A 24,472-nucleotide genomic window follows, 5' to 3' on the forward strand; every position below is an offset into this window, starting at 1 on the left:
GCAAAACGCTGCCTTCGGCACCGCCCAGTCCTGTTTCAACCTTGCCGGTTGCCGTTCAGTCGGCGTGCCCGTGGTCCTGCTCGCACTCGGCTGGTTGCGCCTTGCAGCGCGCTGCGTATGCCGCCAGGTTGCCGCGTCGCGCCGCCAGCGCCGCCGGTGTGCTGAACGGGGCCAGGATTTCTGCCTGCGTGTAGGTGCGCCCGTTCTTGATCACATACTGCACGGCGGCGGCCGCGCGCAGGTCGGCCAGCGGATTCCCTCGCACCGCGATCAGGTCGGCCAGCTTGCCTGCTTCCACCGAACCGAGATCGCGCTCCACTAGCGCCATCCTGGCGGCATTGATTGTCACCGTCTGCAGTGCCGTGTAGTTACCGAGCGCCATGCCGGCCGCGCGCAGGTTGAGGTGCAGCTGAATGCCCGGCACCACCAGGGGCGAGTCGGTGCCATTGGCCACCAGGCCGCCGGCCGCCACTACCTTGGCCTGCTGGGTAGCGTCGTTGACGATGCCGGCCAGCTGGGCCGCGGTGGGCGGCACGGCGTTCTGCAATCCCGCCACGAAATTCGGCGGCACCAGGATGAAGCGCGGGTCGGTGGCGATGCCCGGGTCGAGCCCGGCCAGGGCCGACGCCGAGAACAAGGTGTCGATCAGGTGGAAGCCACCCTTGCCGTAGATGTCGTAAGCATCCTGGTAGGTGATCGCCTTGACGAAGGATTTCGACCAGCTGTAGCCCATGCGCTGGGTGGCCGACAGATGGGTGGTGCCTGCGATGCCGGTCTGGGCGCCCGGACTGATCGGGTGGGTCCCGCTCGGCACGCCGAGGTCGAGGGCGCCCTGGGCGATCCGGCTCATGACCGGGATCGGCGCCCGCACGTAGGACTTCATGAAATCGACGTCCATGCGTTTGGCCTTGGCGATCTCGATGTCGGCCACCTCGGGCGTGCGCAGGCTGCGCGCGAAATGGTAGAACAGGCGGTTGCCCTCCCACAGCGGCGGCGAGACGAACAGGCGCGGTCCCACCAGCCGTCCGGCTTCGAGCGATTCGCGCAGCTCGATCGACTGGTGCAGCGGCCCGCCGACCGACTGCCCGGTGGTCACACCGTAGGACAGCATCAGCGGCAGCCACTGTCCGACCTGGCCGCCCTGATACAGGGTCAGCGGATGGATGTGGGTTTCGATCAGGCCCGGCATCACGGTCAGGCCGCTGGCGTCGACGTAGCGCTCGGCGCCGGTTTCGCTGCCGGCACGATGCGGCCGTACCCAGGCGATGCGATTGCCGCGGACGAGAATGTCGACGTCATAGCGCAGCGAGGGCGACAGTCCGTCCCATAGCGCGCCGGCGCGGATCAGGGTAGTGCCGGCTGGAACCTGCTGGCGCCAGCTCAGCCGCACTGGGACGTCGGCCGGGGTGCCGGGGTTGCCGGTGGCGTCGACGCGCAGGGTGCGGATGCGCTCGGCCGATTTGTACAGCAGCGTGTTCGAATCGCCCCAGGATGGCAGGTCGGCCGGTTCGTTCGACAGCACGCGCGCCTGGCCGGCGGGCGAGCCGTCCGGGTTCAGCGGCATCAGGTGCAGCAGCGAATCCATGATGAAGGCGACCCGGCGCCCGTCCGGCGACAGTACCGCCGCACCCTCGTCGCGTTCGCTGATCTGGCGCGGCGCGGCCGCCACGCCGTAGAAAACCGCCTGGCGCGTGGCAAGGTCGATCACGCGCAGCTTGTTGTAGCCCTCGCGGTAGCGGTTGTTGATGCGTTCGTTATCGACGACCAGGATGCGGCGCCCGTCCGGTGTCCATTGCGGCGTGCTGACCTGGCTGCCGACGGCCGTGACGATCACCTCGAAGCTGCCGGTGGCACGGTTCCAGACCTCCAGCTGGCCGGCCAGCGTGGTGTAGGCGATGCGCCCGCCGTCGGGCGACAGCTTCGGGTTGGCCATCGAGCGGCCGGGAATCGCCGCCAGCCGCGTGCGCGCACCGGTGGCGACGTCGACCTGGTCGACCGCGAGCTGGCCGGCATTCCCGCGTTCGCTCGAAAAGTAGACCGCGTGGCCGTCGGCGCTCCATTGCGGACTGGTGTCACGGTCGATGTCGTCGGTCAGCCGGCGCGGGACGCCGCCAATGCGCATCACCCAGACATCGTTCAGGGCGACAAAGGCGATACTTTGTCCGTCCGGCGACAGCACCGGCGCGCTGATGCCCGACACCGCGCGCGCGCCCCGGTCGTCGAAATGGCGGTCCTTGCGGCGCGCAAAGGTGGGGCGGCGCAGCCCCAGTTCAGCACGGAAGGCGATGTCCGATGGGTTGCCGCCGAGCGCGTCGCGGACCCGGATGTGGCCGTCGGCCGTGTACAGAAAGCGCCCGTCCGGCAGCCAGCGCACCGGAAACGGGAAGATGTCCTCGTCGGTCGTGACCTGGGCGCCGCCGACCACCAGCTGGCGCGCGGCGTTCTGGTAGACCAGGCCGGCGCCGCCCGGGGCCCAGGTCGGGGCCGTGCCGGGGGCGACGATCGCGGCGGCGCCGCCGGCCAGCGGCGCGGTCACCACGTTGGCGCCGTCGACATATGCCACGCGCGTGCCGTCGGGCGACACCACCGGATTGCTTTCCATGCCCGGCCCGGCCGTGACCCGCTGCGGCTGGCCGCCGCCGCTCGCCACACGCCAGATCTTGTATTGGCCGTCGTTGCTGCGGTCGCTCGAGAACACCAGGCCGCTGCCGTCGGGCAACCAGGCCGGCTCGCGGTCGTCGTTCGGCCCGGTCGTGAGTTCGGTGGCGTTGCGGCCGTCCGGCATGATGGTCCAGATATGGTAGTTGCCTACGGGAGCGTAGTTCTGGAAGGCGATGCGGCTGCCGTCGGGCGACCAGACCGGCGCGGTCGGCTCCAGCTGCCAGCCGGTGATGCGGGTCGCCTTCCCGCCGCCAATGGGCATGATCCAGAGCGCGCCCTGGTTCGAAAACACGATGCGTGTACCGTCGGGCGAGGGTGCCGCGGCCATGTCGGTCCCTTCGCGCAGCTCGACCACGTAGTCGCGGGTGGGGCCGCGCAGGTCGTTGAGCTGGTCGGCACCGGACCGGTGGGGCCACTGGCAGGCGCTGAGGAAGGCGGTGGCGATGGCGGCGGTGAGTACGGGGCCGGCCAGCGGGCGGAAGGAATAAGGCGTGGCGGAATCGTTCATGACGGTCTCCGGGTGAGTGACCAGCTGATCCTAAAGCCGGGTTCGCTCGACAGTGCAAGTATCAGCGCTTTTGCTGAGCACGCTCAACAGGTATTACTGCTGCATTGGAACCTTTTTGGAATTAAATTGTTCCGTAAAGAATGCGAACTCAACGTGAAGCAGCGAACGGAAGCGCTGCCCGGCGGGTGGCATCCTGAAATCGGTATAAACGTAAAGTAAAGGAGCCCATCATGTCTGACGATCTGCACAACCGTGGTCCGCAGGACCGCAGCCGCATCAACCTGCATGAGCCGTGGGAAGTCCAGTACTGGACCAAGACCCTCGGCGTCTCGAAGGAAGAACTGGAACGCGCGGTCAAGTCGGCCGGCAGCAGCAGCGTGAACACGGTGCGCCAGCACCTGACCGGCAACAAGCACTAAGCGCTACCGTTCCACTCCGTGCCCGGCCGCGCCGGGCGCGAGCACGCTCCGCCATCTTCATGGACGCGACACGCGTCCATTCCGTATGCCGCCGCATTGCCTGCAGTGCCGGCGCGCCTCGATACAACCTGATTCGCAAGGAGCCCAATGACTATCCGCGGCTATTTCACTTCCCTCGACATAAGCTGGACCAACCTCGCCTTCGCGGTCGGCGCGGCGGTCGTCAGCTTCACCCTCATCCACGGCGCCGTGATGCTGTTCCGGCGCCGCCTCGACGCGCTCGATGGCGCACGCGCCCACAGGCCCCTGGTCGACGTGCTGCGTCAGACACTGGCACGCACCAGCAAGCTGGCCATCCTGGCGACCTCGATCCTGATCGGCGTATCCGTGCTCAACCTGCCGCCGCCCTGGGATGCGCGCGTCGGCCACCTGTGGTTCCTGACCCTCGGCGCCCAGATCGCGCTGTGGCTGCACCGCGCGATCGACGTCAGCGCGCGCCGCTACTTCCAGACGCACGGCAAGGGCCGCGAAGACGACCAGGTCTCGGTAGCGCATACCCTCGTCATCTGGGCGATGCAGTGGAGCGTGTGGACCATCTTCCTGCTGGCGATGCTGTCCAACCTCGGCATCAACGTCACCACCTTCGTGGCCAGCCTCGGCATCGGCGGCGTGGCCGTCGCGCTGGCGGTGCAGAACATCCTCGGCGACCTGTTCGCTTCGCTGTCGATCGCGCTGGACAAGCCCTTCGAGGTCGGCGATTCGATCTCGGTGCCGGAATTCTCCGGCTCGATCGAACATGTTGGCCTGAAGACGACCCGCATCCGCGCCCTGTCGGGCGAGCAGATCGTGATCGCCAACGCCGAACTGCTGCGCAAGGTGGTGCACAACTTCAAGCGCCAGTCGACCCGCCGCGTGCAGTACACGCTGCGCGTCAACCCGTCCACCGCGCCCGAACTCGCGGCCAAGGTGCCGGAGCGCCTCGGCGCCATCATCCAGGCCAAGGACCAGGTCAAGTTCGACCACGTCAACCTGACCACGATGACCCAGGACTTCATCGAGTACGACATCGTCTACAACCTGCAGGATGCCAACTACGGCCTGTTCCTGTCGACCCAGCAGGCGGTACTGCTGGAAACCATGGAGATGCTGCGCGATCTGGGCATCTCGACCGCGCCGCGCGCCCAGGAATTCACGCTGCACGAGCAGCCCGGCAAGGGCGACGCCCGTGCGCCGGCCGGCGCCGAAGGTGTTAACGCGCCGACCTATGGGATTCCTGGCGGCACGCGAGCGCCATCCCTGATCCGTGGCGCCTAAAATTCCCACTCACGTTTCAAAAGGAGAAAGCAATGCCCGAAGAAAAGCAATTCCCCGCACAGCAACAGCAGCCCCCGGGCACCGAAGCGCAGCTTACCCCTAAGGCCGACCACGGCGAAACCAGCTACGTCGGCCGCGGCCGGCTCGAGGGCAAGGCAGCAGTCATCACCGGCGCCGACTCCGGCATCGGCCGCGCCGTCGCCCTGGCCTATGCGCGCGAAGGCGCCGACGTCCTGATCGGCTACCTGAACGAAGACGAGGATGCGCAGGAAACCGCGCGCCTGGTCACCGAAGCCGGCCGCAAGGCGGTGCTGTTCCCCGGCGACCTGTCCGATCGTAACGTGTGCCGCGCGCTGGTCGACAAGGCGGTGCAGGAATTCGGCCGCATCGACGTGCTGGTGAATAATGCCGCCTACCAGATGACCCATGAATCGATCGAGGAAATCCCGGACGACGAGTGGGAACACACCTTCGCGGTGAACATCAGCGCGATGTTCTACATCTGCAAGGCAGCGGTGAAGCACATGAAGCCGGGCTCGGCCATCATCAACACCACGTCGATCAATTCCGACAAGCCGACGCCGCAGCTGCTGGCCTACGCCACCACCAAGGGCGCGATCGCCAACTTCACGGCCGGCCTGGCGCAGCTGCTGGCCGAAAAAGGCATCCGCGTGAATTCGGTGGCCCCGGGCCCGATCTGGACCCCGCTGATTCCGTCGACCATGCCGCCTGAGAAGGTCGAGAGCTTCGGCGCCGAGACGCCGATGAAGCGTGCCGGACAGCCGAAGGAACTGGCGCCGGTGTACGTGATGCTGGCGACCGACGAGGCGAGCTACGTGTCGGGCGCCCGCATCGCGGTGACCGGCGGTACGCCGATCCTGTAAACGGTCGCATCAACGTCGTCCCCCTCCGCGGGGGCGACGTTCATTTTCGTTCGCGTCACAGTAATTCCACAAACACGCTATCCGGCATTACCGTTCGCATCACGGTAAATCACCTCAAGCATCATTCGGCAACTGGTTGCCCTGCCCCGGCGGCAAGGGTTCCTGCTCCGGCTCCGGCATCGGCGCCTGCTCCGGGCTCGGGCCGACCGGCTCGTCGGCCGGCGGACCGCCTTCCTGCTCCATGTCGCCGCCCTCTTCCATGTCCTCCTCGACCGGCGCTTCCTCGCGGCGGTACACCGGCGCCGCCTTCTGGCCGCCCGGGAACAGCGCGTCGGCGCTGACCTTGCCGCTGGCGAGGGCATCCTTGAAGAAGTCGCCGACCAGCAGGATCGCGCTATGGCCACCCTGGCCCCAGTAATTCGAGCGCATCGTCACGCGGTTGTCGTTGAAGCCGACCCAGGCGCCCGCCACCAGGTTCGGGTGCATCATGATGAACCAGCCGTCGGCATTGTTCTGGGTGGTGCCGGTCTTGCCGGCGACGTCGGCGGTGATGCCGAACTTGTAGCGGATCGCGGTGCCGGTGCCGCGGTTGATCACGCCGCGCATCATGTCCAGCAGGGTGACGGCGGAGGCCTGCGACAGCACGCGCTGCGGCTGCTGCGAACCGAAGTCGGCGATGACCTTGCCGTCGCGGTCGGTGATCCTGCGCACGAACACCGGGTGCCGGTATTCGCCCTGGGTGGCGATGGTGGAATAGGCGCTCACCATTTCCAGCAGCGTCACCGGGCTGGTGCCGAGGGCGATCGACGGCACCTGGGCCAGCTTCGACTGGCGCACGCCCATGTCCTGGGCCAGCTTGACGATCGGCGCCACGCCCACGTCCTGCATCACCTGCGCGGTGATGGTGTTCTTCGAGAACACCAGGCCGTCGCGCATCGTCAGCGTGCGCCCGGTGGTGCCGCTCATGTCGGTCGGGCGCCAGATGGTGCCGTCGCCGAAGCGGATGCTGGTGACGGCGTCGCGGTAGGGATGCTCGGGCGCGATGCCCTTTTCCAGCGCGGCGGCGTAGACGATTGGCTTGAAGGTGGACCCCGGCTGGCGCGCCGCCTGGTTCACGTGGTCATATTGCTCGCGCTGGAAGTTGCGGCTGCCAACCCAGGCCTTGACTTCGCCGCTGGCCGGGTCCATGGCGACGAAGCCAGCTTCCAGGCGCGACTTGGCGATTTTCAGGTTGCGCATGAACTCGCGGTTTCCCCTGAGGCGCTTGAGTACGGCCTCCGGCTTGTCGCCGGCTTCGACCGCCTTGCGGTACTCGCCCGATTCGCGCACGAAGGCATTCAGCAGGTCGCCGTGCGACTGCCAGAAGTACTCGAACGGCGTCACGTTCTCGCGCATCGAGATGTAGGTCTGCGGCTGGCTGGCATTCACCTGCCACGAATGGGCCCAGTCGACGTCGGCGATCGCCTGCAGTGCATCGGCCTGGCGTTCCACTGCGCGCACGGCGTCCTGCTGCAGGTCGTAGTCGAGCGTGGTCTGCACCACCAGGCCGTCCTGCTGCAGGTCGGCGTCGTTCTTGTCGGCCCATTCGACCAGCCAGCGCCGTACGTAGGCGGTGAAGTGGTCGTCCTTGCCGGTGCGCTCGGCCTGGCGCGTGAAATGCAGGCCCAGGCGCCGCCGCGACAGCTGCTTGTAGCGGTTCTCGTCGAAGGCGCCGGCTTTCAGCATCTGCGCCAGCACCACGTTGCGGCGCGCCAGCGAGCGTTCCGGATTGGTCACCGGGTTGTAGTAGGCAGTGCCCTTCAGCATGCCGACCAGGGTCGCGGCCTCGGTCTCGTTCAGCTGCAGCGCCGGCTTGTTGAAGTAGGTGCGCGCCGCCGCCTCGATGCCGTAGGTGTTGTACAGGAAGGGCACCGTGTTCAGGTAGGCCTCGAGGATCTCGGTCTTGCTGTAGGTGTTCTCGATCTTGAAGGCGGTGATCAGCTCCTTCAGCTTGCGGTTGATGTTGCGCGCGCGGCCGATCTCGTCGCGGAACATGTTGCGCGCCAGCTGCTGGGTGATGGTCGAGCCGCCCTGGGCATCGCCCTTGAGGTTGGCGACGAAGGCGCCGGCGGTACGGGTGAAGTCGATGCCGTGGTGTTCGTAGAAGCGGTGGTCCTCGGTCGCGATCAGCGCCGTCACCACGTGTTTCGACACCTGCGACAGCGGCACCCTGTCCTGCACCCCCTGCTCGAAGCTGGCCAGCTCGCGGCCGTCGCTCGAGACGACCACGGTCGGACGCGCCACGCGCGCCTGCTTCACGTCCTCGATACCCGGCGTCAGCGGGAACAGGATGGCGATATAGATGACGAAGACGGCCACCAGCAGGACCGAGGCGCCGCCGACGATCCACAGCCAGCGCTGCAGCGGCGGCTTCTGCATGAGCAGCCCATGCGCGCGCGCGTACTCCTGCCGGGCACGCGCCCCGGCGCGGTCCAGCAGCCTGCGTTCGCGTCCATTCCATTGCTTGCCGTTGTTATGGTCATCCACTTCGGTTCCTGCCTGCTACATATTAATAGAGCTGCAAGTATAGCTGACGGCGTGTAAATGTACGCTGCACAAGAGTACGTACGGCGCTCAGGACGACGCCGGATGGGGATCGACGCGGCGCCCGTTGCGCAGCAGCGCTTCCACGGTCGGCCCGGGCTCGGCCTTGCCATACACGTGTCCCTGCACCTCGTCGCAGCCGCGCCGCTTCAGGGTGTCGAGCTGGGCCTCGGTCTCGACTCCTTCGGCGATGGTGCGCATGCGCAGTCCGCGCGCCAGTTCGATGATGGCCGACACCATCGCCGCGTCGTCTTCGCTGCAGGCGATGTCGCGCACGAAGCTGCGGTCGATCTTGAGCACGTCGACCGGGAAGCGGCGCAGGTAGGACAGGCTCGAATAGCCGGTGCCGAAATCGTCGATCGACAGCTTGATGCCCATCCGTTTCAGCTCGCCCATGGTGCGGATCGCGCCTTCGACGTCTTCCATCACCAGGCTTTCGGTGATTTCGATCTCGAGCGAGGATGGCGGCATGCCGGTTTCCTCGAGCACGCGCTCGATCTGGCGCAGCAGCCCGGGGTCGGCGAACTGGCGCGCCGACAGGTTCACGCCCACCCGCAGCGGGCCGTAGCCGGCATCCTGCCAGTCGCTGTGCTGGCGGCAGGCGGTGCGCAGCACCCAGGCCCCGATCGGGACGATCAGGCCGGTTTCCTCGGCCAGGTTGATGAAGCGGTCCGGACGCACCATGCCCATGCTCGGATGGCGCCAGCGGATCAGGGCCTCGACCCCGACCACCGAGCCGCTGAGCAGGTCCACCTGCGGCTGGTAATACAGCTCGAATTCGTTCTGGCTGAGCGCACTGCGCAGCGCCATCTCGAGCGCGAGGCGGTCGCGGGCCCTGGCATTCATGCTGGACGTATAGAACTGTACCGTATTGCGCCCGGTCTCCTTGGCGCGGTACATCGCGACTTCCGCATGCTGGATCAGGGTGGCGGCGTCGTTGCCGTCGAGCGGGAAGCCGGCCACGCCGGCGCTTCCGGTCAGCACCAGCTCGTGACCGTCGACCACCAGCGGGTGCGCCAGCGCGGCCAGCACGGTACGCACGGTGTCGGCGGCTTCGCCCTCGTCGGCACGCCCGGGCAGCACTAGCACGAATTCGTCGCCGCCGGTGCGCGCCACCGTGTCGCTGCGCTCGACCGCGCCGGCGATGCGCGCGGCGACTGCCTTCAGCAGGCGGTCGCCGGCCTGGTGCCCGAGGGTGTCGTTGACGAACTTGAAATGGTCGAGATCGAGCGCGGCCACCCACACCGAGGGCCGCCCGCCCGAGAAATTCAGCGCTCCCTCGATGCGGTCGTGCAGCAGCGAGCGGTTGGCCAGGCCGGTGAGCGTATCGAAGCGCGCATGCGACTCCAGTTCGGCCTCGTAGCGCTTGGCCGTGGTCACGTCGTACTGGGTCATCACATAATGGGTGGTCCGGCCTTCGCGGTCGTTGACCGGCGCGATGTAGACTTCGGCGAACAGTTCGCGTCCGTCCTTGCAGCGCAGCCGCATCGATGCCTGGCCTTCGCGCCGCTCGCGCATCGCGCTGCGCAGTTCGGCCACCGCGGCCTGGTCCGGCTCCTTTTCGCCCAGTTCGAGCAGGCTACGCCCCACGACCTCGGCGCCGGCATAGCCGCGCATGCGTTCGAAGGCCGGATTCACGTGCACGATCGGGAAACCCGGCCGGGTGGCACTGATCAGGATCACGGCATTCGCGCTGGCGTCGATGGCGCGCCGGTACAGGCGCAGGTCGACCAGGGCCTCGCGCAGGTCGGCGGTGCGGCGTATGACCAGCTCTTCGATGCGGCGTGTACGCCGCACCCGGCTCTGCACGTAGGCGGCCGCCGCCAGGCTGGCCAGCACGCCCAGCACCAGCATCGTCAGCGGACCGGTCCCGCTCACCATTTCGCTGGAATGGCCGGCCAGCCGCAATTCCCACCGCTGGCCGGCGACGTCGAAGTGGCGTCGGGTGGTGAACACGGTGTCGTTCATCCAGGTGCGCCAGGCCGGCTCGGTCTTGCGTTCGAGTGTGTCGTGGCGGTACGCCAGGCGCCGGGTGCCGTCGTACGGCCCGTGCAGTTCGATCGACATGCCGGCGCGTGCCAGCAGGTTGCCGCTGGCCAGGCTGCCCCCGACCATGTCGGCGACGTCGATCACGACCGCGGTGTCGCCGACCGCAGCGGCGCGCCGGGTTTCCTGGGCGGCGGGATGGGTACCGGGGCGGTACAGCGGCTGCACCAGCACGATGCCCATCCTGCCGCTGCGCTGGATCAGCGGCAGCATGACGGTGGACGCCGGCGCGCCGCTGTCCACCGCGCGTACGAACGCCTCGTTTTCGTCGCTGTAGAACAGGGCGTCGTAGCCGAGAACGCCGGTATTGCCGTCGGCCGGCTCGATGTACTCGATTACCAGGTAACGGTCGCGCGGCGCGGCCGGCACCAGGCCGCCGTCCCTGCGTTCCCGGATGCGAAAGCCTGGCCGCTCCACCGCTTGCGCGCGCTCGTAGGCGGCGCGCTCGTCTGCGTAGACGATGCGTTCCATGACGACCGCCTGGATGTACGGATGGCTGGCCAGCAGCGGATGTGCGAACGCGGTGAACTGGGCGCGGCTGACCTGCCCCATGGCGCCGAACAGCGCATTGGTGGCCTGCAGCACCTCGAGCGCTTCGTTGAAAGTGCGGCGCACGGCGGCAACGCGGGTTTCGGCAAACTGCAGGAAGGCCGAGCGCGCTTTCTCCTGTTCGGCGCTACGGGCGTCGGCGAAAAGGAGCGCAGTGATCCCGAGTCCTGTCAGCAAGGTCAGGACCGCGAGCAGGGAAGGCAGCCGCGCGCGCAGGCGGCCTGGGCGCGCTTTTTGGGTGGACATGACCCATGCTAGCAGGCTTCAGCCGTTATGCACGCTGTATTGACGATCAGTCCGCCGTGCTCATTCGCCCGCCTGGGCCGGCGGCTTGACGCGCCCCAGCTGCATCCGCGCCAGGCTCGGGTACAGCGGCGGGCTGATCGCACGCGCGACGACGAAGGAAACCAGCGCGCATGCCATCAGGCTGAGTACCATCGCATGGCCGTCGACCATTTCCATCACGATGATGAAGGCGGTCAGCGGCGCCTGGGTCGCGGCGGCCAGGAAGCCGACCATGCCGAGCGCGATCAGCGCCGGCACCTGGGCGTGGTACAGCAGCAGCGCGATATCGTTGCCGAGCGCGGCCCCGATCGCCAGCGAGGGGGCGAAGATGCCGGCCGGGACGCCGGACCAGGTGGTCAGCCAGGTGGCCAGGAACTTGAACAGCGCGTAGGCCGCCGGCATCGTGCCGCTGCCCTCGACCATGGCGCGCGTGGTGCCGTAGCCGGAGCCGAAGGCGGCGCCGCCGGTGACCAGGCCGATCACCGCCACCGCCAGCCCGCAACCGGCCGCGAACCATACCGGACGGCGTGCGCGGAAGCGCGAAAAGCGGTCAGGACTCTGGCCCGACAGCGAGGCGATCAGGAGACGCGAGAACAGGCCGCCGGCAATCCCGGCCACGATCGCCAGCAGCAGGCCCGGCCACAGCAGGTCGAGGCCGATCGACGACGCGTGGATGACGCCGAAATAGGCGCCGTTGCCGTGCGCCGACACCGCCACCAGGCCGGCCAGCACGATGGCGGCGATGATCAGGCCACTGCTGCGCTGCTCGGGTGCTCGCGCCAGTTCTTCGATCGCGAACATGACCCCGCCCAGCGGCGTATTGAAGGCGGCGGCGATACCGGCGGCGCCACCCGCCACCAGCAGGCCGTGCACGCCGACCGCGGCCCCGGGCGGCATGTTGGCAGGCATGAAGCGCCTCGCCTGCAGCATGATGCCGGCGGCGATCTGTACCGACGGGCCTTCGCGCCCGAGCGACAGTCCGCCCAGCAGGCCGCCGGCGGTCAGCAGGATCTTGGCGACGCTCAGGCGCAGCGACACGAACAGCCCGCGCTCGGCCTCGCCGACGCGCGGCTCGAGCGTGGCCATCACCTGGGGGATGCCGGAGCCGGCCGCGCCGGGGGCGAAGCGGCGCGTCAGCCAGACCACCGCGGCCGCGCACAGCGGCGTCCACAGCAGCGGCGCCCAGGCCGCATGCCGGCGCAGCACGGTGAACTGGGCGCTGGCGGTCTCGGCCAGCCAGGTAAAGCCGACGATGGTCAATCCGGCCAGGATCGCCAGCGCGACCACCAGGCCGCGCACCGCCCAGACGCGCCAGTCGGCCAGTTCGCGCCGCAGCGCATCGTCCCACTCGCCGGGCGAATTCATGCGTCCGGCATCTTCGGTTGCCGGTTTTCCGCTATCATCCTGCCATGTCCCCATCTTCAGATCCCATCCAGGCCGCGGAGCCGGCGTCGACCACACGCGTGCTGCGCCAGTTCCGCATCGTCTTCAATTCCGTCAAAACCCACTTCCGCCAGGTCGAGCGCGAGGCCGGCGTCGGCGGCGCCCAGTTGTGGGCGCTGTCCGTGATCGAGCGCCGGCCCGGGATCGGCGTGACCGAACTCGCGCGCGAGCTCGACATCCACCAGTCCACCGCCAGCAACCTGATCAAGGCGCTGTGCGAACGCGGCCTGGCCGTCGCCGCGCGCGAAGGCATGGACCGCCGCAGCGTGTCGCTGCGCATCCTGCCGCCCGGCCAGGAAGTGCTGCGCAGTGCCCCGATGCCGTTCGCGGGCGTGCTGCCGGACGCCCTCTCCAGCCTCGACGAAGCCACCCTGGCCCGCCTCGAACAGGACCTCGGCAAGTTGATCGCCCTGCTCGAAGCCGACGAGTCGGTCGGCAAGGTGCCGCTGGCCCAGCTCTAGAGCATCCATCCCGTTTCGATCGGAAAAAAAAGGCTCCCGGCAGGACCGGGAGCCAAATAGATACATCGTATCCTCATCGCTGATCGCAACGGCGGCGTCGTGCTGCCCTGCTCACGCTTCTATGATGGCACGGATGCTGTGCTTAAAGCAAGTACATTTGACGAAATGTATGTCAGTGTACCTGCCCCACGGCGCACTTCGACTTGCTGCCACGGATCTCGCACGTCGTCTTCTCGTTCCCATCCCGGTCATGCACGACCACATGCCAGCTGTCGGTCCCGGTACGCTCCATGCTCATGAAGCCGAAACCGTCGATCCAGGAACTCATCGCGTCGACGCGCGCACCCGGCGCCGGCAGCATGTCGGGGATGGTGGACGGCAGCGGCACGATGTCTTCGGCGGTGCCGGCGAATCCGGCCACGAACTGGGTCGGATGGTCGGTCGCGAAGCTGGTCTGTTCCCACAGGTGCACGTGGCCCGACAGCAGCACGTCGACGCCGGCCGGCAGCAGGCGCGGCGTGAACGGGGCGAAGGTCTGGATCAGGCCGGCGTCGCCGCCAAACAGCTTGATCGCGCCGGTGTCGGCATTGCGTTCGGCGCCGAAGTTGTAGAGCGGATGGTGGTCGACCGCGATGCTGTGGCGGGCACGCTTCGACAGCGCCTCGATCTTGCGCCAGGTGTCGGCATACTTGTCCAGCCGTGCGTCGCCTGGCTTGAAGCCCTTGTACGAGGTGTTCGCGCTGTCGAACACCAGGAACTGGGCGTCGCCGCCGATCGGCACCACGTAGGGATCGGCATAGTCGGCGACGGCGTCCCGGGCCGGGTCGTCGCAGCTGCGGCCGTTCATCGGATGCGGGTCGAGGAAGCGCCACCAGCCCTGGCCGCCGCGCACGCAGGTCTCGTGGTTGCCGCGCGCCATGATCCAGGGGGCGGCGTCCAGCAGCGCCTTGCCCGGCGTGAAGAAGTCGGCGTTCCAGGCATCCCAGCCATACCCCCAGGGCGAACCGGCGCAGCCGGGCCGGTCGGCCGGGCACGACGCCTCACGGTAGTGGAAGTCGCCCACGTGCACGACCAGGTCCGGCTTCCAGGCGGCGGCGCTGGCCGCCACGCGCGCGAACGGATAGGCCTTCGGATCGTTGCAGTCCTGGGTTTCCTTGGCCGTCAGGCGGCAGCCGGTGTCGCCGATCACGACGATGCGGCGCGGTTCCGCCTTCGGCAGCGGCAGCGCCTGCCCCGCCACAGCGATGCGCGCCGCGCCGGCCGGCAGCGCCGTCTCGCAGGACAGCACGGCGCCGGACGCCGGACCAGGCCGCGGCTTGCCGTCGCCGCCGGCGCGCAGCGGGATGGCACCCCACGGTGCGCGCACCGCCATCGCTGACGTCTTGCCGTCGATCTCGATGGCCGGGCAGGATTGGGCGGTGGTGATCGCGCGCGCGATCGCGGCGCCGTCTTCGCCGACGATCACGAAGGCGGCTTCGGGCGGATGGGACGCCGGGACGCTGGCACAGCCGCCGAGGATGGCGAGCAGGCTTGCAAGAGACACTGAGCGGAAAACGGGCATGGGCCGGCCTTGTTCAAAATTGCGAATTTACCACATTCAACGTGGCGCGCCGTCAGCTACTCGCAGTACATAATCTTTGAGCATATAAGCATAGGCGCATTCGGTATTGGCGAAGAGCTTGACCAACTGCTAAGCTTGCGCCCCCTCGACGGCCGCAGTGCCGTCGCAACATCCTCCCTAATATATATGAGCACCAAACATAAGAAGACGAATCCCTCGCGCGCCCTGCTCGCCCTGACGCTCGTCGCCGCCAGCTTCCCGGCCGCCCAGGCCCAGACCACCTCGGCCGCCCAACCGGCCGCTGGCGCCGACACGCCCGCCAACACCGTGGTCGTCACCGGCACCCGCTCGCTGAACCGCCGCAGCCTCGACACCGAATCCCCGGTCGACGTCATCTCCAGCAAGGACCTGCTGGGCACCGGCTCGGGCGAACTGGCCACCGTGCTGTCGCGCCTGCTGCCGTCGATGAACTTCGCGCGCCCGACCGGCGCCGACGCCAGCGACGCCGTGCGCCCGGCCCAGCTGCGCGGCCTGTCGCCGGACCAGACCCTGGTCCTGGTGAACGGCAAGCGCCGCCACACCTCGGCCGTGGTCAACGTCAACGGCACCCTCGGCCGCGGCTCGGCCCCGGTCGACCTGAACGCCATCCCGCTGGCCGCGATCGACCACATCGAAGTGCTGCGCGACGGTGCCGCTGCCCAGTACGGCTCGGACGCGATCGCCGGCGTGGTCAACATCATCCTGAAGCGCGGCGCCGACGGCGGCGAAGTCGAAGCCATGTACGGCGTCTACGACAAGGGCGACGGCGACCAGACCACGGTGCGCGGCTCGACCGGCTTCGCACTGGGCGACAAGGGTTGGGTACGTGTCGCGGTCGAGGGCGCCAACCGCCTGGCGACCAACCGCTCCTTCGCCGACCCGCGTCCTGAATCCGGCCCGCGCCAGGGCACCATCACCCAGCGCTACGGCGATCCGGACAGCAAGCCGAAGACCCTGTTCGTCAACGGCCAGTACAGCCTGACCGACACCATCGACTGGTACGCCTTCGCCAACTACGGCGAGCGCAAGACCTCGTCGGCGGCCAACTGGCGCACTGCCTACGCCACGCCGTTCAACCCGGCCAACCCGGTCCTGCGCACGTCCCTGTATCCGGAAGGCTTCCTGCCGCTGGAAAACAGCAAGTCGGTCGACTCTTCGCTGGTGACGGGCCTGCGCGGCGAATTCGCCGGCTGGCGTTGGGATGCAAGCCTGAACTATGGCCGCAACCGCTTCTCGCTGGACGTCGACAACACGGTCAACTATGCCCTCGGCGCCGCCAGCCCGACCAGCTTCTACGCCGGCAAGCTGACCTCGACCCAGGAACTGGCCAACCTGGACGTGGCACGCGACATCCCGGTGGCCTGGATGGCCGGCCCGCTGACGGTGGCCTTCGGTGCCGAAGCGCGCTACGAGTCCTATGACATCGGCGCCGGCGAACCGAATTCCTACTTCGGTTCGGGCGCCCAGGGCTTCTCCGGCTTCCGGGCCGAGAACGCCGGCAAGAACAGCCGCAACAACCAGTCGCTGTACCTGAACCTGGAAGGCGACATCCTCAAGGACCTGTCCGGCTCGCTGGCGGTGCGCCACGAGCGCTACAGCGACTTCGGCAACACGACCTCGGGCAAGGGCTCGCTGCGCTATGCCTTCACGCCGGCATTCGCGCTGCGCGGCACGGTGTCGAACGGCTTCCGCGCGCCGTCGCTGGCCCAGGAGTACTACACGATCACGACGACCAACACGCTGCAGGTCCCGGGCCAGGGCGCCCAGCTGATCGAAACCGGCACCTTCCCGGTCGGCAGCGCGGCCGCCGGCGCGCTCGGCGCCCAGGCGCTGAAGCCGGAACGCGCGCGCAACCTGAGCTTCGGCGCCCAGTGGCAGCCGATCCGCAACTGGACCACCAGCATCGACCTGTACCGCATCGACATCGACGACCGCATCGTGTTCTCGTCGAACCTGCAACTGGCCAACGCGCCGGCGCTGAACAACGCCTTGCGCGCCCAGGGCATCTTCGTCGGCGCGGCGCGCTACTTCACCAACGCCGTCGACACCCGCACCAAGGGCGTCGACGTGGTCAGCACCTACCGCCTGCCGCTGCAGCAGGGCGCACGCGCCGACTTCACGCTGGCCTACAACCACAACGACAACGAAGTGCGTCGCGTGGCCGGCAATCCGGCGATCCTGGCTGCCAATAACCTGACCCTGGTCGACCGCCAGTCGATCAACCGCCTGACCGTGGGCTCGCCGAAGGACAAGCTGACCCTGTCCGCCGATTACACCCGCGGCGTCTGGAGCGGCCACGCCAACGTGACCCGCTACGGCGAATTCACCGTGCCGCAGAACAATCCGGCACTGGACCAGAACTACGATCCGCAATGGGTGCTGGACGTCTCGGCCAGCGTGCGCGTGGCCAGCAACTGGCGCGTGACGCTCGGCATCGACAATCTCACCAACCGCTATCCGGCGCAGGTGACCTCGGTCAGCAACCTGAACCTGAACGGCACCCAGCCGTACAGCGTGTGGGCGCCGAACGGCTTCAATGGGCGCTTCCTGTACGCGAAGGCTGGCTATAGCTGGTAATCCCGCTGGGGTAAGTTAGCCGAAAAACCGTCGTCCCCGCGCAGGCGGGGATCCAAGTTCTGCGTGCGTTACGACTGCTCGACAAACTTGGTTCCCCGCCTCCGCGGGGACGACGTTTACACACAGACACAAGATTCTGCTCTGCCGGTGCGTCTCTTGCCCAAGAGAACCGTACACCAGTCAACTCCTCCTTTGCTTATCATGCAGATAACAAAAGGAGACCCCCATGCAATCCATCCCCCTCTGGGCCCAGGCCGGTTTCTGGGGCCTGGTTGCCGGTGCCGCCCTGGTCCTGGGTGCCGGCGTCGGCTACTACCTCAAGGTCCCGCAGCGCCTGATCGCCGCCATCATGGCCTTCGGCAGCGGCGTGCTGATCTCCGCCCTCTCGTTCGAACTCATTGCGGAGGCCTACGACAAGGGCGGCTTCGGCTCGATGGCCACCGGCTTCCTCGGGGGCGCGGCGGTCTACACGGCGGCCAACTGGGTGCTCTCGCGCCAGGGCGCCAAGCACCGCAAGCGCTCGGGCGGCCAGCAGCCGTCGGAACAGGAAGACAGCGGCAGCGGCCTGGCGATCGCGGTCGGCGCCCTGCTCGACGGCATCCCGGAGTCGATCGTGATCGGCCTGTCGATGCTCGGCGGCGGCGCGGTCAGCACGGTGGCGGTCGGCGCGATCTTCCTGTCGAACGTGCCGGAAGGCTTGTCGAGCGCGGCCGGCATGAAAAAGGCCGGCCGCTCGCCGCTGTACGTGTTCGGCATCTGGGGCGGGATCGCCCTCGCCTCCGGCATCGCCGCGCTGGTCGGCTATACCGTGTTCCAGCAGTTTTCGCCGCAGGTGGTGGCCGCGACCACGGCGGTGGCGGCGGGCGCGATCCTGGCGATGCTGGTCGATACGATGATCCCGGAAGCCTTCGAGGCGGCCCATGATTTCGCCGGCCTGATCACGGTGGCCGGCTTCCTGGCCGCGTTCGCGCTCAGCAAGCTGGGCGGCTGAGCTCAGGACCTCGCCACGGTCCGGATCATGTCGAACGGCGAACTGGCGCCGGGCCCCGAGCGCGAGGACAGCAGGCCGCTGTCGAAGCGGCCGAAGCCGGCATGCGCCTGGTCGGGCCGCGGCGTGCGCCAGCTGGGCGCCAGGCCGTAGCGCTCGTCGTCCAGGTCGCCGCCATCGGCATCGCGGCGTGCCTCCAGCAGGGTCACGCGCGCAGTCAGCGCCGCCACGGTATCGCGCAGCGCGGCCAGCTCCGCCTCCTTCGCGCTCAGAACTTCCTCGTGCGCCGCCTGCAGCGCCGCCACCCGCGCCTTGATGCGCGCATCGGCATTGGCGTGCAGGCGCTCTGCCAGCTGGCCCACCACGGCGCGCAGCGCCTCCTCGGTATCGTCGCGCTGCAGGCCGACGTCCGGATCCTCGTCGCGCAATTCGCGCAGGTATTTGTGGATGGTCGACTTCGAGCCGCTGTCGCCCAGCGCATGGCGCACCGCATCGACCGACGGATACTTGCCGTCCGCCAGCATGCGGTCGCGCACCGACCTGACCTGTGCCTTCGTGAGTCCGCTTCGCGCCATGATCCGCCTCCGCTATTCGAGAATGCCGTTCAGGAGCTGGCCTGCTCCACCAGCCCGCGATGCTGTGCACGGTTCAGTTTCGGATGCACGACCGGCACTGTCAACATCGTGCTGCCGACGGCCATCAGCAGCAGTGCGGTGAAAGTCTCGCTGGTGATGATGCCCTTGTCGAGCAGGATGTTGGCAAAAATGATTTCGATCAAACCCTTGGTTTGCAGCAGCCAGCCGATGATCGAGGCTTCGCCGCGCTTCCACTTCAGCATGCGACCGGCAATGTGGGCACCGGCAAGCTTGCCGCCGACCGAGGCGAACAGCAGCAGGCCGCCGACGAAGAACACGGCATAGCCACCCATGTCCCATTTGGTGCGCAGGCCGGTGCTGAGGAAGAACACCGGCATCAGCACCAGCAGCACGTTCTTGAACAGCGCATCCAGCTTGTCCTGGCCGAACCAGTCGGCGTCCATCACCACGCCAGCCAGGAAGGCGCCGACCATGAAGTGCAGGCCCGCCCAGTCGGCGCCGAAGCCGCAGGCGATCAGCCAGATCATGGCCACGTACCAGCGGTCGGATTGCGGCAGGCGCGCCATCAGGCGCCGGAACACCAGCGTCAGCAGCGCGAAGCCGGCCAGGAAGCCGAGCTGGCGGCCGACGCGTTCCCAGTCGAGCAGGATCAGGGCCAGCACGCCCCAGATGGCGACGTCGTCGAGGCTGGCGTAGCGCAGGATGCGCTGGCCCATCGGCTGGCGCAGGATGTCGAGCTTTTCCATCAGCAGCACCAGCACCGGCAGCGCGGTGACGGCGCAGGCCATGCCGGTTCCCAAGGTAAATTGCCAGACTTGCGCCTTGGGACCCATCCAGCCCGGATAGGCGACCAGCAGCAGCGCCGCTCCGCAGCCGAACAGCAGGGGCATGCCGAGCGACAGGCCGGCGGTGGTGGCGCTCTCGCGGCGGTAGGTCCACACTTTTTTGAGGTCGAGTTCGATGCCGGCCAGCATCACGAACAGCATCACGCCCCATTGCGCAATGCCGCTCAGGATTTTCATGACCTCCGGATTGAATACAAACTTGTGATATTCGGGAAAAATCGCACCGGCGACGCCTGGACCGAGCACGATGCCGCCGATGATCTGGACGATCGCCAGCGGCGCAACATAATCGGTGCGGCCGAGCCGCCACACCAGATACGGCAGGCTGAAGATCAGTAGCATCGCCAGCAGAAAGATCTCGGTGTTACTCATACGTCTCCTCGGTGTTATGTAATTATGTAACGCTATGATCCGCCTATGCTAACGGACAATTGAATGTTTGAAAAGCAATTGGATGCTAGGTCGGCTGATAGGTGTGGCTGGGCGCACGCAAGCGTTCTGCGTGATTTGACGATGGTTGATAGAATTTCATTTTTATTAGCATCGAATCGTTATGGAACTGAGCGCCCCGGTGGCAGACGATGCGCGCCTCGCCGTGCTCGAGTCGTATGGCATCCTCGACACGCCGCCCGAGCAGGCCTTCGACGACGTGGTCAAGCTGGTCACCCAGCTGCTGCATGCGCCGATCGCCGTGGTCAACCTGATTGCACGGGGCCGCCAGTGGTTCAAGTCGGAAGTCGGCCTCGGCGTGCGTGAAATGCCGCTCGACGACTCGATCTGCAAGTTCGCCTTGCTGGAAGAGTCGCGGATGGTGGTGCCCGACACCCTGAACGACCCGCGCTTCAGCTGCAATCCGCTGGTCACCGGCGCGCCCGGCCTGCGCTTCTACGCCGGCCAGGTGTTGAAGACGCGCGACGGCGTCCCCTTGGGCACGCTGTGCGTGCTGGACATGGCACCGCGCCCGGAAGGCCTGACGGCGCAACAGGAATTCGCGCTGGCCACGCTCGGCCAGCAGGTCATGAGCCAGATCGAACTGCGCAAGGCACTGGTCGACCAGCAAGCCCTGATCGCACAGCAGGCGTCGGCCCAGGCCGCGCTGCGCCAGGCCGACCGCAAGAAGGACGAGTTCCTCGCCATGCTGGCCCACGAACTGCGCAACCCGCTGGCGCCGATCACCTCGGCCGCCGCCATCCTGTCGAATTTCAAGTTCGACGAAGCCATGGTCAGGCGCGCCAGCACCATCATCTCGCGCCAGGCCAGCCACATGACCTCGCTGATCGACGACCTGCTCGACGTCTCGCGCGTCACCCGCGGCAAGGTCGAACTCGAACTGGTCGAGCTCGACATCAAGGACGTGATCGCCGACGCCGTCGAACAGGTGCGTCCGCTGGTCGAGCGCCACGGGCACACGCTGGACCTGCAACTGGCGCCGGGCCAGGCCATCGTCAGCGGCGACCGCAAGCGCCTGGTGCAGGTGGTCGCCAACCTGCTCAGCAACGCCGCCAAGTACACGCCGGATGGCGGCCGCATCGAGGTCGCGCTCGAGACGGGGCCGGATACGGTCGCGTTCACGGTCCGCGACAATGGCATCGGCATGACGCCGGAACTGATCGGCCATGCCTTCGAGCTGTTTTCGCAGGGCGCGCAGGGGCTCGACCGCAGCCAGGGCGGCCTCGGCATCGGCCTGGCACTGGTCAAGAGCCTGGTGCAGCTGCATGGCGGCAGCGTCGGCGCCGAGAGCGCCGGCAGCGGCATGGGCAGCACCTTCCACCTGACGCTGCCGCTTGCCGCGCCCTCGGCGCCGCGGCGCGAGGCACGGCGCGGCGGCCCGGACGACGGGCAGGCACCGGCGCTGCGCGTCGGCATCGTCGACGATAACCAGGACGCGGCGGTGACGCTGGCCCTGTTCCTCGAGACCAGCGGCCACACGGTCACGGTCGCGCACTCCGCCGGCGCCGCCCTCGCCGCCCTGCCGGCCTTTGCGCCCGACGTCTGCCTGCTCGACATCGGCCTGCCCGACATGAACGGTTTCGAGCTGGCGCGCGCCCTGCACGGCAGTGGCGGCGCTGCGCGCCCGGTGCTGATCGCCGTCACCGGCTACGCCCAGGACAAGGACCGCGACGCCGCGCTGGCGGCCGGGTTCGACGACCTGCTGGCGAAACCGGTCAGCCTGGATACGCTGAATACGGTACTGGCGCGCATCGGGCTGGGCCACGGGCCACGGCAGGGTACAGCGCCTGCCCTGACCCGGCTCCCTGCTGGTTGATCACACCCGCGGCGGATCGGTCTCGCGCGCATACACCTTGTACTGCGCCACCGCCCTGGCGAAGGCCCGCAGCGCCGCCGGCAGCTGCGCCGGATCGGCCACGATCAGCCCCGGATCCGGTTCGCCCCCCGGCAGCGCCGGCGGCATCCCGGCCGCGACCACCAATTGCCGCCCTGCCCCCAGGATCAGGAAGGCCTTGTCGTGGCGATAGGCGTCGCGCACGAAGTCGAGGACGCGGCCGTCGCGCGCCAGTCCCGCCGCCGACCCTTCGCCGGGCGCCACCACCACGGCGTCGTACATCACCGAAGGCGTGGTCTCGACCGTCACCTCGACGTCCAGCGGTTTGTCGTTGACGGCTTTCAGTTCGCCCAGGCGCAGGCCGACGATGCGCGGCTGGGCGCCCTCTTGCAGCAGGAAGGCGTACAGGCGACGCACGGCGGCGGCGTCGACACCGTCGCCGGCCAGGATCGCGATGCGGCGCGTGCGGATGCCGGTCTTGCCGGGGTGGGCCAGCAGCGACAGCGACGGCGACGGCGCATAGTCCGGAATCGGGGTGTCGTTCACGCGCGGCAGCGGCGGCGGCACCGGGATGCCGAGGCCGTCGGCCACGGCGCGTGCCAGGCCGGCATCGACGTTGGCCAGGCCGGCGACGATGCGGGCGCGGATCGCCGGGGTCTGCACCCGCGTCAGCTCGAACCGGAAGGCGTCGATGATGTGCTTTTGTTCGACCGGCGTCTGGCTCTTCCAGAACAGGCGCGCCTGGCCGTAGTGTTCGGCGAACAGTTCCGGCTTGCCGCGCACCTTGCTGGCATCGATGTGCTCGGCATAGCTGACGAAGCCGCGCTGTCCGGCCTGGAACGGGCACCCGCCGGCCAGCGAGTTCGGCTCGTAGGCCACGCGGCCCCGGTTGATGGCCTGGCGGTGGAAGCCGTCGCGCTGGTTGTTGTGGACCTGGGCGAGCGGGCTGTTGATCGGGATCTCGTGGAAGTTCGGCCCGCCCAGGCGCGTCAGCTGGGTGTCGACATACGAGTGGATGCGCCCCTGCATCAGAGGGTCGTTGGTGAAGTCCAGGCCCGGCACCAGGTGGGCGGTGCAGAAGGCCACCTGCTCGGTCTCGGCGAAGAAGTTGTCCGGGTTGCGGTTCAGGACCAGCTTGCCGACCGGGCGCAGCGGCACCAGTTCCTCGGGCACCAGCTTGGTCGGATCGAGCACGTCGAACACCTTGAAGGCGGCGGCCTGCTGTTCGGTGAAGATCTGCAGCCCCAGTTCGTACTCGGGGAACTGGCCGGCCTCGATCGCTTCCCACAGGTCGCGCCGGTGGAAGTCGGGGTCGGCGCCGGCCAGCTTCACCGCTTCGTCCCACACCAGCGAATGGGTGCCTTGCAGCGGGGTCCAGTGGAACTTCACGAAATGCGACTCGCCTTGCGCATTCACGAGGCGGAAGGTGTGCACGCCGAAGCCCTGCATGGTGCGGTAGCTGCGCGGGATCGCGCGGTCGGAGTTCACCCACAGCAGCATGTGGAAGATCTCGGGCGACAGCCCGGCGAAATCGTAGAAGGTGTCGTGCGCGCTCGAGGCTTGCGGGATCTCGTTGTGCGGCTCCGGCTTGACCGAATGGATGATGTCCGGGAACTTCATCGCATCCTGGATGAAGAACACCGGGATGTTGTTGCCGACCAGGTCGAACACGCCTTCCTCGGTATAGAACTTGGTGGCGAAACCGCGCACGTCGCGCACGGTGTCGGCCGAGCCGCGCGAGCCGGCGACGGTGGAAAAGCGCACGAACACCGGCGTGCGCTTGCCCGGTTTCGAGAACAGCGCCGCGCGCGTGAGGCTGGACAGGTCGCCGTAGTTCTCGAAATAGCCGTGGGCGCCCGAGCCGCGCGCATGCACCACCCGCTCCGGGATGCGCTCGTGGTCGAAGTGGGTGATCTTTTCGCGGAAGATGAAGTCTTCCATCGCGGTCGGGCCGCGCAGGCCGATCTTCAGCGAATCCTGGTTGTCGGCGACCTTGACGCCCTGGTTGGTCGTGAGTTCGCGGCGGGTAGCGTCGACGCGCACGCGGTCCAGCGGGCCATTGAGCGGATTGTCGCCGATGTTCGGCTGGCCGTCGCCGGTCTTGCGCGAGGCGATGTCTTCGGTGGTCGTGCTGGCGGTGGCCAGCGGCGTGTCCGGCACGAACACTTCGCCGCGGTGGGCGGCGTAGGCGGCCAGGCCGTACTCGAGGCCCTTGGTCGCGTTGTAGGGACGGTCGGCGGCAAGTTCCTTGTCTTCGCTGACCTTTTCCAGCAGGCGCTCGCTCTCCGGCGTGTCGGCGCCCAGGCTTTCGGGCGGATTGGGGTCGGCCGGACCGCCTACCGTACTGAGGATCGATCCCGCACCGTCAAGCGGGCCGTTGGGAGAGAACGCGGGGTCCTTGGGGTCGTGCTCATGCGTGGCCATGCATC

General features: G+C 67.8%; 16 protein-coding genes. 8 read left to right on the top strand and 8 right to left on the bottom strand.

What is annotated here, in order from left to right; all coding sequences use genetic code 11:
• Nucleotides 1-55: 55 nt before the first annotated feature.
• Entirely contained in the window at nucleotides 56-3,169 is a 3,114-nt protein-coding gene (locus tag FBX97_RS07810; protein WP_141830076.1) for an amidohydrolase family protein, read from the bottom strand.
• A gap of 12 nt (nucleotides 3,170-3,181) precedes the next feature.
• Between FBX97_RS07810 and FBX97_RS07815 the strand changes: the two genes are divergently transcribed.
• The 4 genes from FBX97_RS07815 (at nucleotide 3,182) to FBX97_RS07830 (ending at nucleotide 5,786) form a co-directional block, all read left to right on the top strand.
• The gene (locus FBX97_RS07815) at nucleotides 3,182-3,388 is read left to right on the top strand and encodes a hypothetical protein (protein ID WP_141830078.1); all 207 of its coding nucleotides are present in this window, start codon (nucleotides 3,182-3,184) and stop codon (nucleotides 3,386-3,388) included.
• 11 nt (nucleotides 3,389-3,399) lie between these two features.
• On the top strand, nucleotides 3,400-3,588 hold the full coding sequence (locus FBX97_RS07820; RefSeq protein ID WP_141830080.1) for a DUF3606 domain-containing protein: 189 nt from the start codon (nucleotides 3,400-3,402) through the stop codon (nucleotides 3,586-3,588).
• Nucleotides 3,589-3,735: 147 nt separating this feature from the next.
• The gene (locus FBX97_RS07825) at nucleotides 3,736-4,902 is read left to right on the top strand and encodes a mechanosensitive ion channel family protein (RefSeq protein ID WP_141830081.1); all 1,167 of its coding nucleotides are present in this window, start codon (nucleotides 3,736-3,738) and stop codon (nucleotides 4,900-4,902) included.
• Nucleotides 4,903-4,934: 32 nt separating this feature from the next.
• Nucleotides 4,935-5,786 carry a glucose 1-dehydrogenase gene (locus tag FBX97_RS07830; protein WP_141830083.1) on the top strand — a complete coding sequence of 284 codons (852 nt, stop codon included), beginning with the start codon at nucleotides 4,935-4,937 and terminating at the stop codon, nucleotides 5,784-5,786.
• A gap of 114 nt (nucleotides 5,787-5,900) precedes the next feature.
• Here the strand turns inward: FBX97_RS07830 and FBX97_RS07835 are convergent, their stop codons facing one another.
• The 3 genes from FBX97_RS07835 to FBX97_RS07845 form a co-directional block, all read right to left on the bottom strand.
• A complete protein-coding gene (locus FBX97_RS07835) occupies nucleotides 5,901-8,312 on the bottom strand; it encodes a penicillin-binding protein 1A (protein WP_255517344.1) in 2,412 nt (803 codons plus the stop codon).
• An 87-nt stretch (nucleotides 8,313-8,399) separates the two neighbouring features.
• Nucleotides 8,400-11,210 carry an EAL domain-containing protein gene (locus FBX97_RS07840; protein WP_141830085.1) on the bottom strand — a complete coding sequence of 937 codons (2,811 nt, stop codon included), beginning with the start codon at nucleotides 11,208-11,210 and terminating at the stop codon, nucleotides 8,400-8,402.
• A gap of 60 nt (nucleotides 11,211-11,270) precedes the next feature.
• Nucleotides 11,271-12,614, bottom strand: coding sequence for a chloride channel protein (locus tag FBX97_RS07845; RefSeq protein ID WP_141830087.1), 1,344 nt, complete (start codon nucleotides 12,612-12,614; stop codon nucleotides 11,271-11,273).
• A 44-nt stretch (nucleotides 12,615-12,658) separates the two neighbouring features.
• Between FBX97_RS07845 and FBX97_RS07850 the strand changes: the two genes are divergently transcribed.
• Nucleotides 12,659-13,153 carry a MarR family winged helix-turn-helix transcriptional regulator gene (locus FBX97_RS07850; RefSeq protein ID WP_141830089.1) on the top strand — a complete coding sequence of 165 codons (495 nt, stop codon included), beginning with the start codon at nucleotides 12,659-12,661 and terminating at the stop codon, nucleotides 13,151-13,153.
• Between the two features lie 172 nt (nucleotides 13,154-13,325).
• Here the strand turns inward: FBX97_RS07850 and FBX97_RS07855 are convergent, their stop codons facing one another.
• Complete coding sequence (locus tag FBX97_RS07855) at nucleotides 13,326-14,714, bottom strand: metallophosphoesterase (protein ID WP_141830091.1); 1,389 nt, start codon at nucleotides 14,712-14,714, stop codon at nucleotides 13,326-13,328.
• Between the two features lie 186 nt (nucleotides 14,715-14,900).
• On the opposite strand from FBX97_RS07855, the gene FBX97_RS07860 reads away from it, so the two are divergent.
• Both FBX97_RS07860 and FBX97_RS07865 read left to right on the top strand, forming a co-directional pair.
• Nucleotides 14,901-17,330 carry a TonB-dependent siderophore receptor gene (locus tag FBX97_RS07860; protein WP_141830093.1) on the top strand — a complete coding sequence of 810 codons (2,430 nt, stop codon included), beginning with the start codon at nucleotides 14,901-14,903 and terminating at the stop codon, nucleotides 17,328-17,330.
• 226 nt (nucleotides 17,331-17,556) lie between these two features.
• Nucleotides 17,557-18,321: a ZIP family metal transporter gene (locus tag FBX97_RS07865; protein ID WP_141830095.1), complete on the top strand. Its 765-nt coding sequence runs from the start codon at nucleotides 17,557-17,559 to the stop codon at nucleotides 18,319-18,321.
• 2 nt (nucleotides 18,322-18,323) lie between these two features.
• Here the strand turns inward: FBX97_RS07865 and FBX97_RS07870 are convergent, their stop codons facing one another.
• Both FBX97_RS07870 and FBX97_RS07875 read right to left on the bottom strand, forming a co-directional pair.
• A complete protein-coding gene (locus FBX97_RS07870) occupies nucleotides 18,324-18,893 on the bottom strand; it encodes a DNA-binding protein (protein ID WP_141830097.1) in 570 nt (189 codons plus the stop codon).
• Between the two features lie 29 nt (nucleotides 18,894-18,922).
• Nucleotides 18,923-20,131 (bottom strand): cation:proton antiporter, encoded by a 1,209-nt coding sequence (locus FBX97_RS07875; protein WP_141830099.1) that lies wholly within the window; start codon nucleotides 20,129-20,131, stop codon nucleotides 18,923-18,925.
• A gap of 181 nt (nucleotides 20,132-20,312) precedes the next feature.
• Here FBX97_RS07875 and FBX97_RS07880 point away from each other — a divergent pair, with 181 nt between their 5' ends.
• Nucleotides 20,313-22,025, top strand: coding sequence for an ATP-binding protein (locus FBX97_RS07880; RefSeq protein ID WP_141830101.1), 1,713 nt, complete (start codon nucleotides 20,313-20,315; stop codon nucleotides 22,023-22,025).
• On the opposite strand, the gene FBX97_RS07885 is transcribed toward FBX97_RS07880, so the two are convergent.
• Nucleotides 22,026-24,467 (bottom strand): catalase, encoded by a 2,442-nt coding sequence (locus FBX97_RS07885; protein WP_141830103.1) that lies wholly within the window; start codon nucleotides 24,465-24,467, stop codon nucleotides 22,026-22,028.
• Nucleotides 24,468-24,472: the final 5 nt, after the last annotated feature.

This window comes from Herbaspirillum sp. SJZ107, from assembly GCF_006715485.1.
Classification (GTDB): domain Bacteria; phylum Pseudomonadota; class Gammaproteobacteria; order Burkholderiales; family Burkholderiaceae_D; genus Telluria.

Excerpts from the sequence above, each read along its gene's own strand:
- FBX97_RS07885 (WP_141830103.1), bottom strand. The coding sequence starts at position 24,467 with ATGGCCACGCATGAGCACGACCCCAAGGACCCCGCGTTCTCTCCCAAC.
- FBX97_RS07880 (WP_141830101.1), top strand. The coding sequence starts at position 20,313 with ATGGAACTGAGCGCCCCGGTGGCAGACGATGCGCGCCTCGCCGTGCTC.
- FBX97_RS07825 (WP_141830081.1), top strand. The coding sequence starts at position 3,736 with ATGACTATCCGCGGCTATTTCACTTCCCTCGACATAAGCTGGACCAAC.
- FBX97_RS07875 (WP_141830099.1), bottom strand. The coding sequence starts at position 20,131 with ATGAGTAACACCGAGATCTTTCTGCTGGCGATGCTACTGATCTTCAGC.
- FBX97_RS07830 (WP_141830083.1), top strand. The coding sequence starts at position 4,935 with ATGCCCGAAGAAAAGCAATTCCCCGCACAGCAACAGCAGCCCCCGGGC.
- FBX97_RS07820 (WP_141830080.1), top strand. The coding sequence starts at position 3,400 with ATGTCTGACGATCTGCACAACCGTGGTCCGCAGGACCGCAGCCGCATC.
- FBX97_RS07840 (WP_141830085.1), bottom strand. The coding sequence starts at position 11,210 with ATGTCCACCCAAAAAGCGCGCCCAGGCCGCCTGCGCGCGCGGCTGCCT.
- FBX97_RS07845 (WP_141830087.1), bottom strand. The coding sequence starts at position 12,614 with ATGAATTCGCCCGGCGAGTGGGACGATGCGCTGCGGCGCGAACTGGCC.
- FBX97_RS07865 (WP_141830095.1), top strand. The coding sequence starts at position 17,557 with ATGCAATCCATCCCCCTCTGGGCCCAGGCCGGTTTCTGGGGCCTGGTT.
- FBX97_RS07850 (WP_141830089.1), top strand. The coding sequence starts at position 12,659 with ATGTCCCCATCTTCAGATCCCATCCAGGCCGCGGAGCCGGCGTCGACC.
- FBX97_RS07810 (WP_141830076.1), bottom strand. The coding sequence starts at position 3,169 with ATGAACGATTCCGCCACGCCTTATTCCTTCCGCCCGCTGGCCGGCCCC.
- FBX97_RS07855 (WP_141830091.1), bottom strand. The coding sequence starts at position 14,714 with ATGCCCGTTTTCCGCTCAGTGTCTCTTGCAAGCCTGCTCGCCATCCTC.
- FBX97_RS07860 (WP_141830093.1), top strand. The coding sequence starts at position 14,901 with ATGAGCACCAAACATAAGAAGACGAATCCCTCGCGCGCCCTGCTCGCC.
- FBX97_RS07870 (WP_141830097.1), bottom strand. The coding sequence starts at position 18,893 with ATGGCGCGAAGCGGACTCACGAAGGCACAGGTCAGGTCGGTGCGCGAC.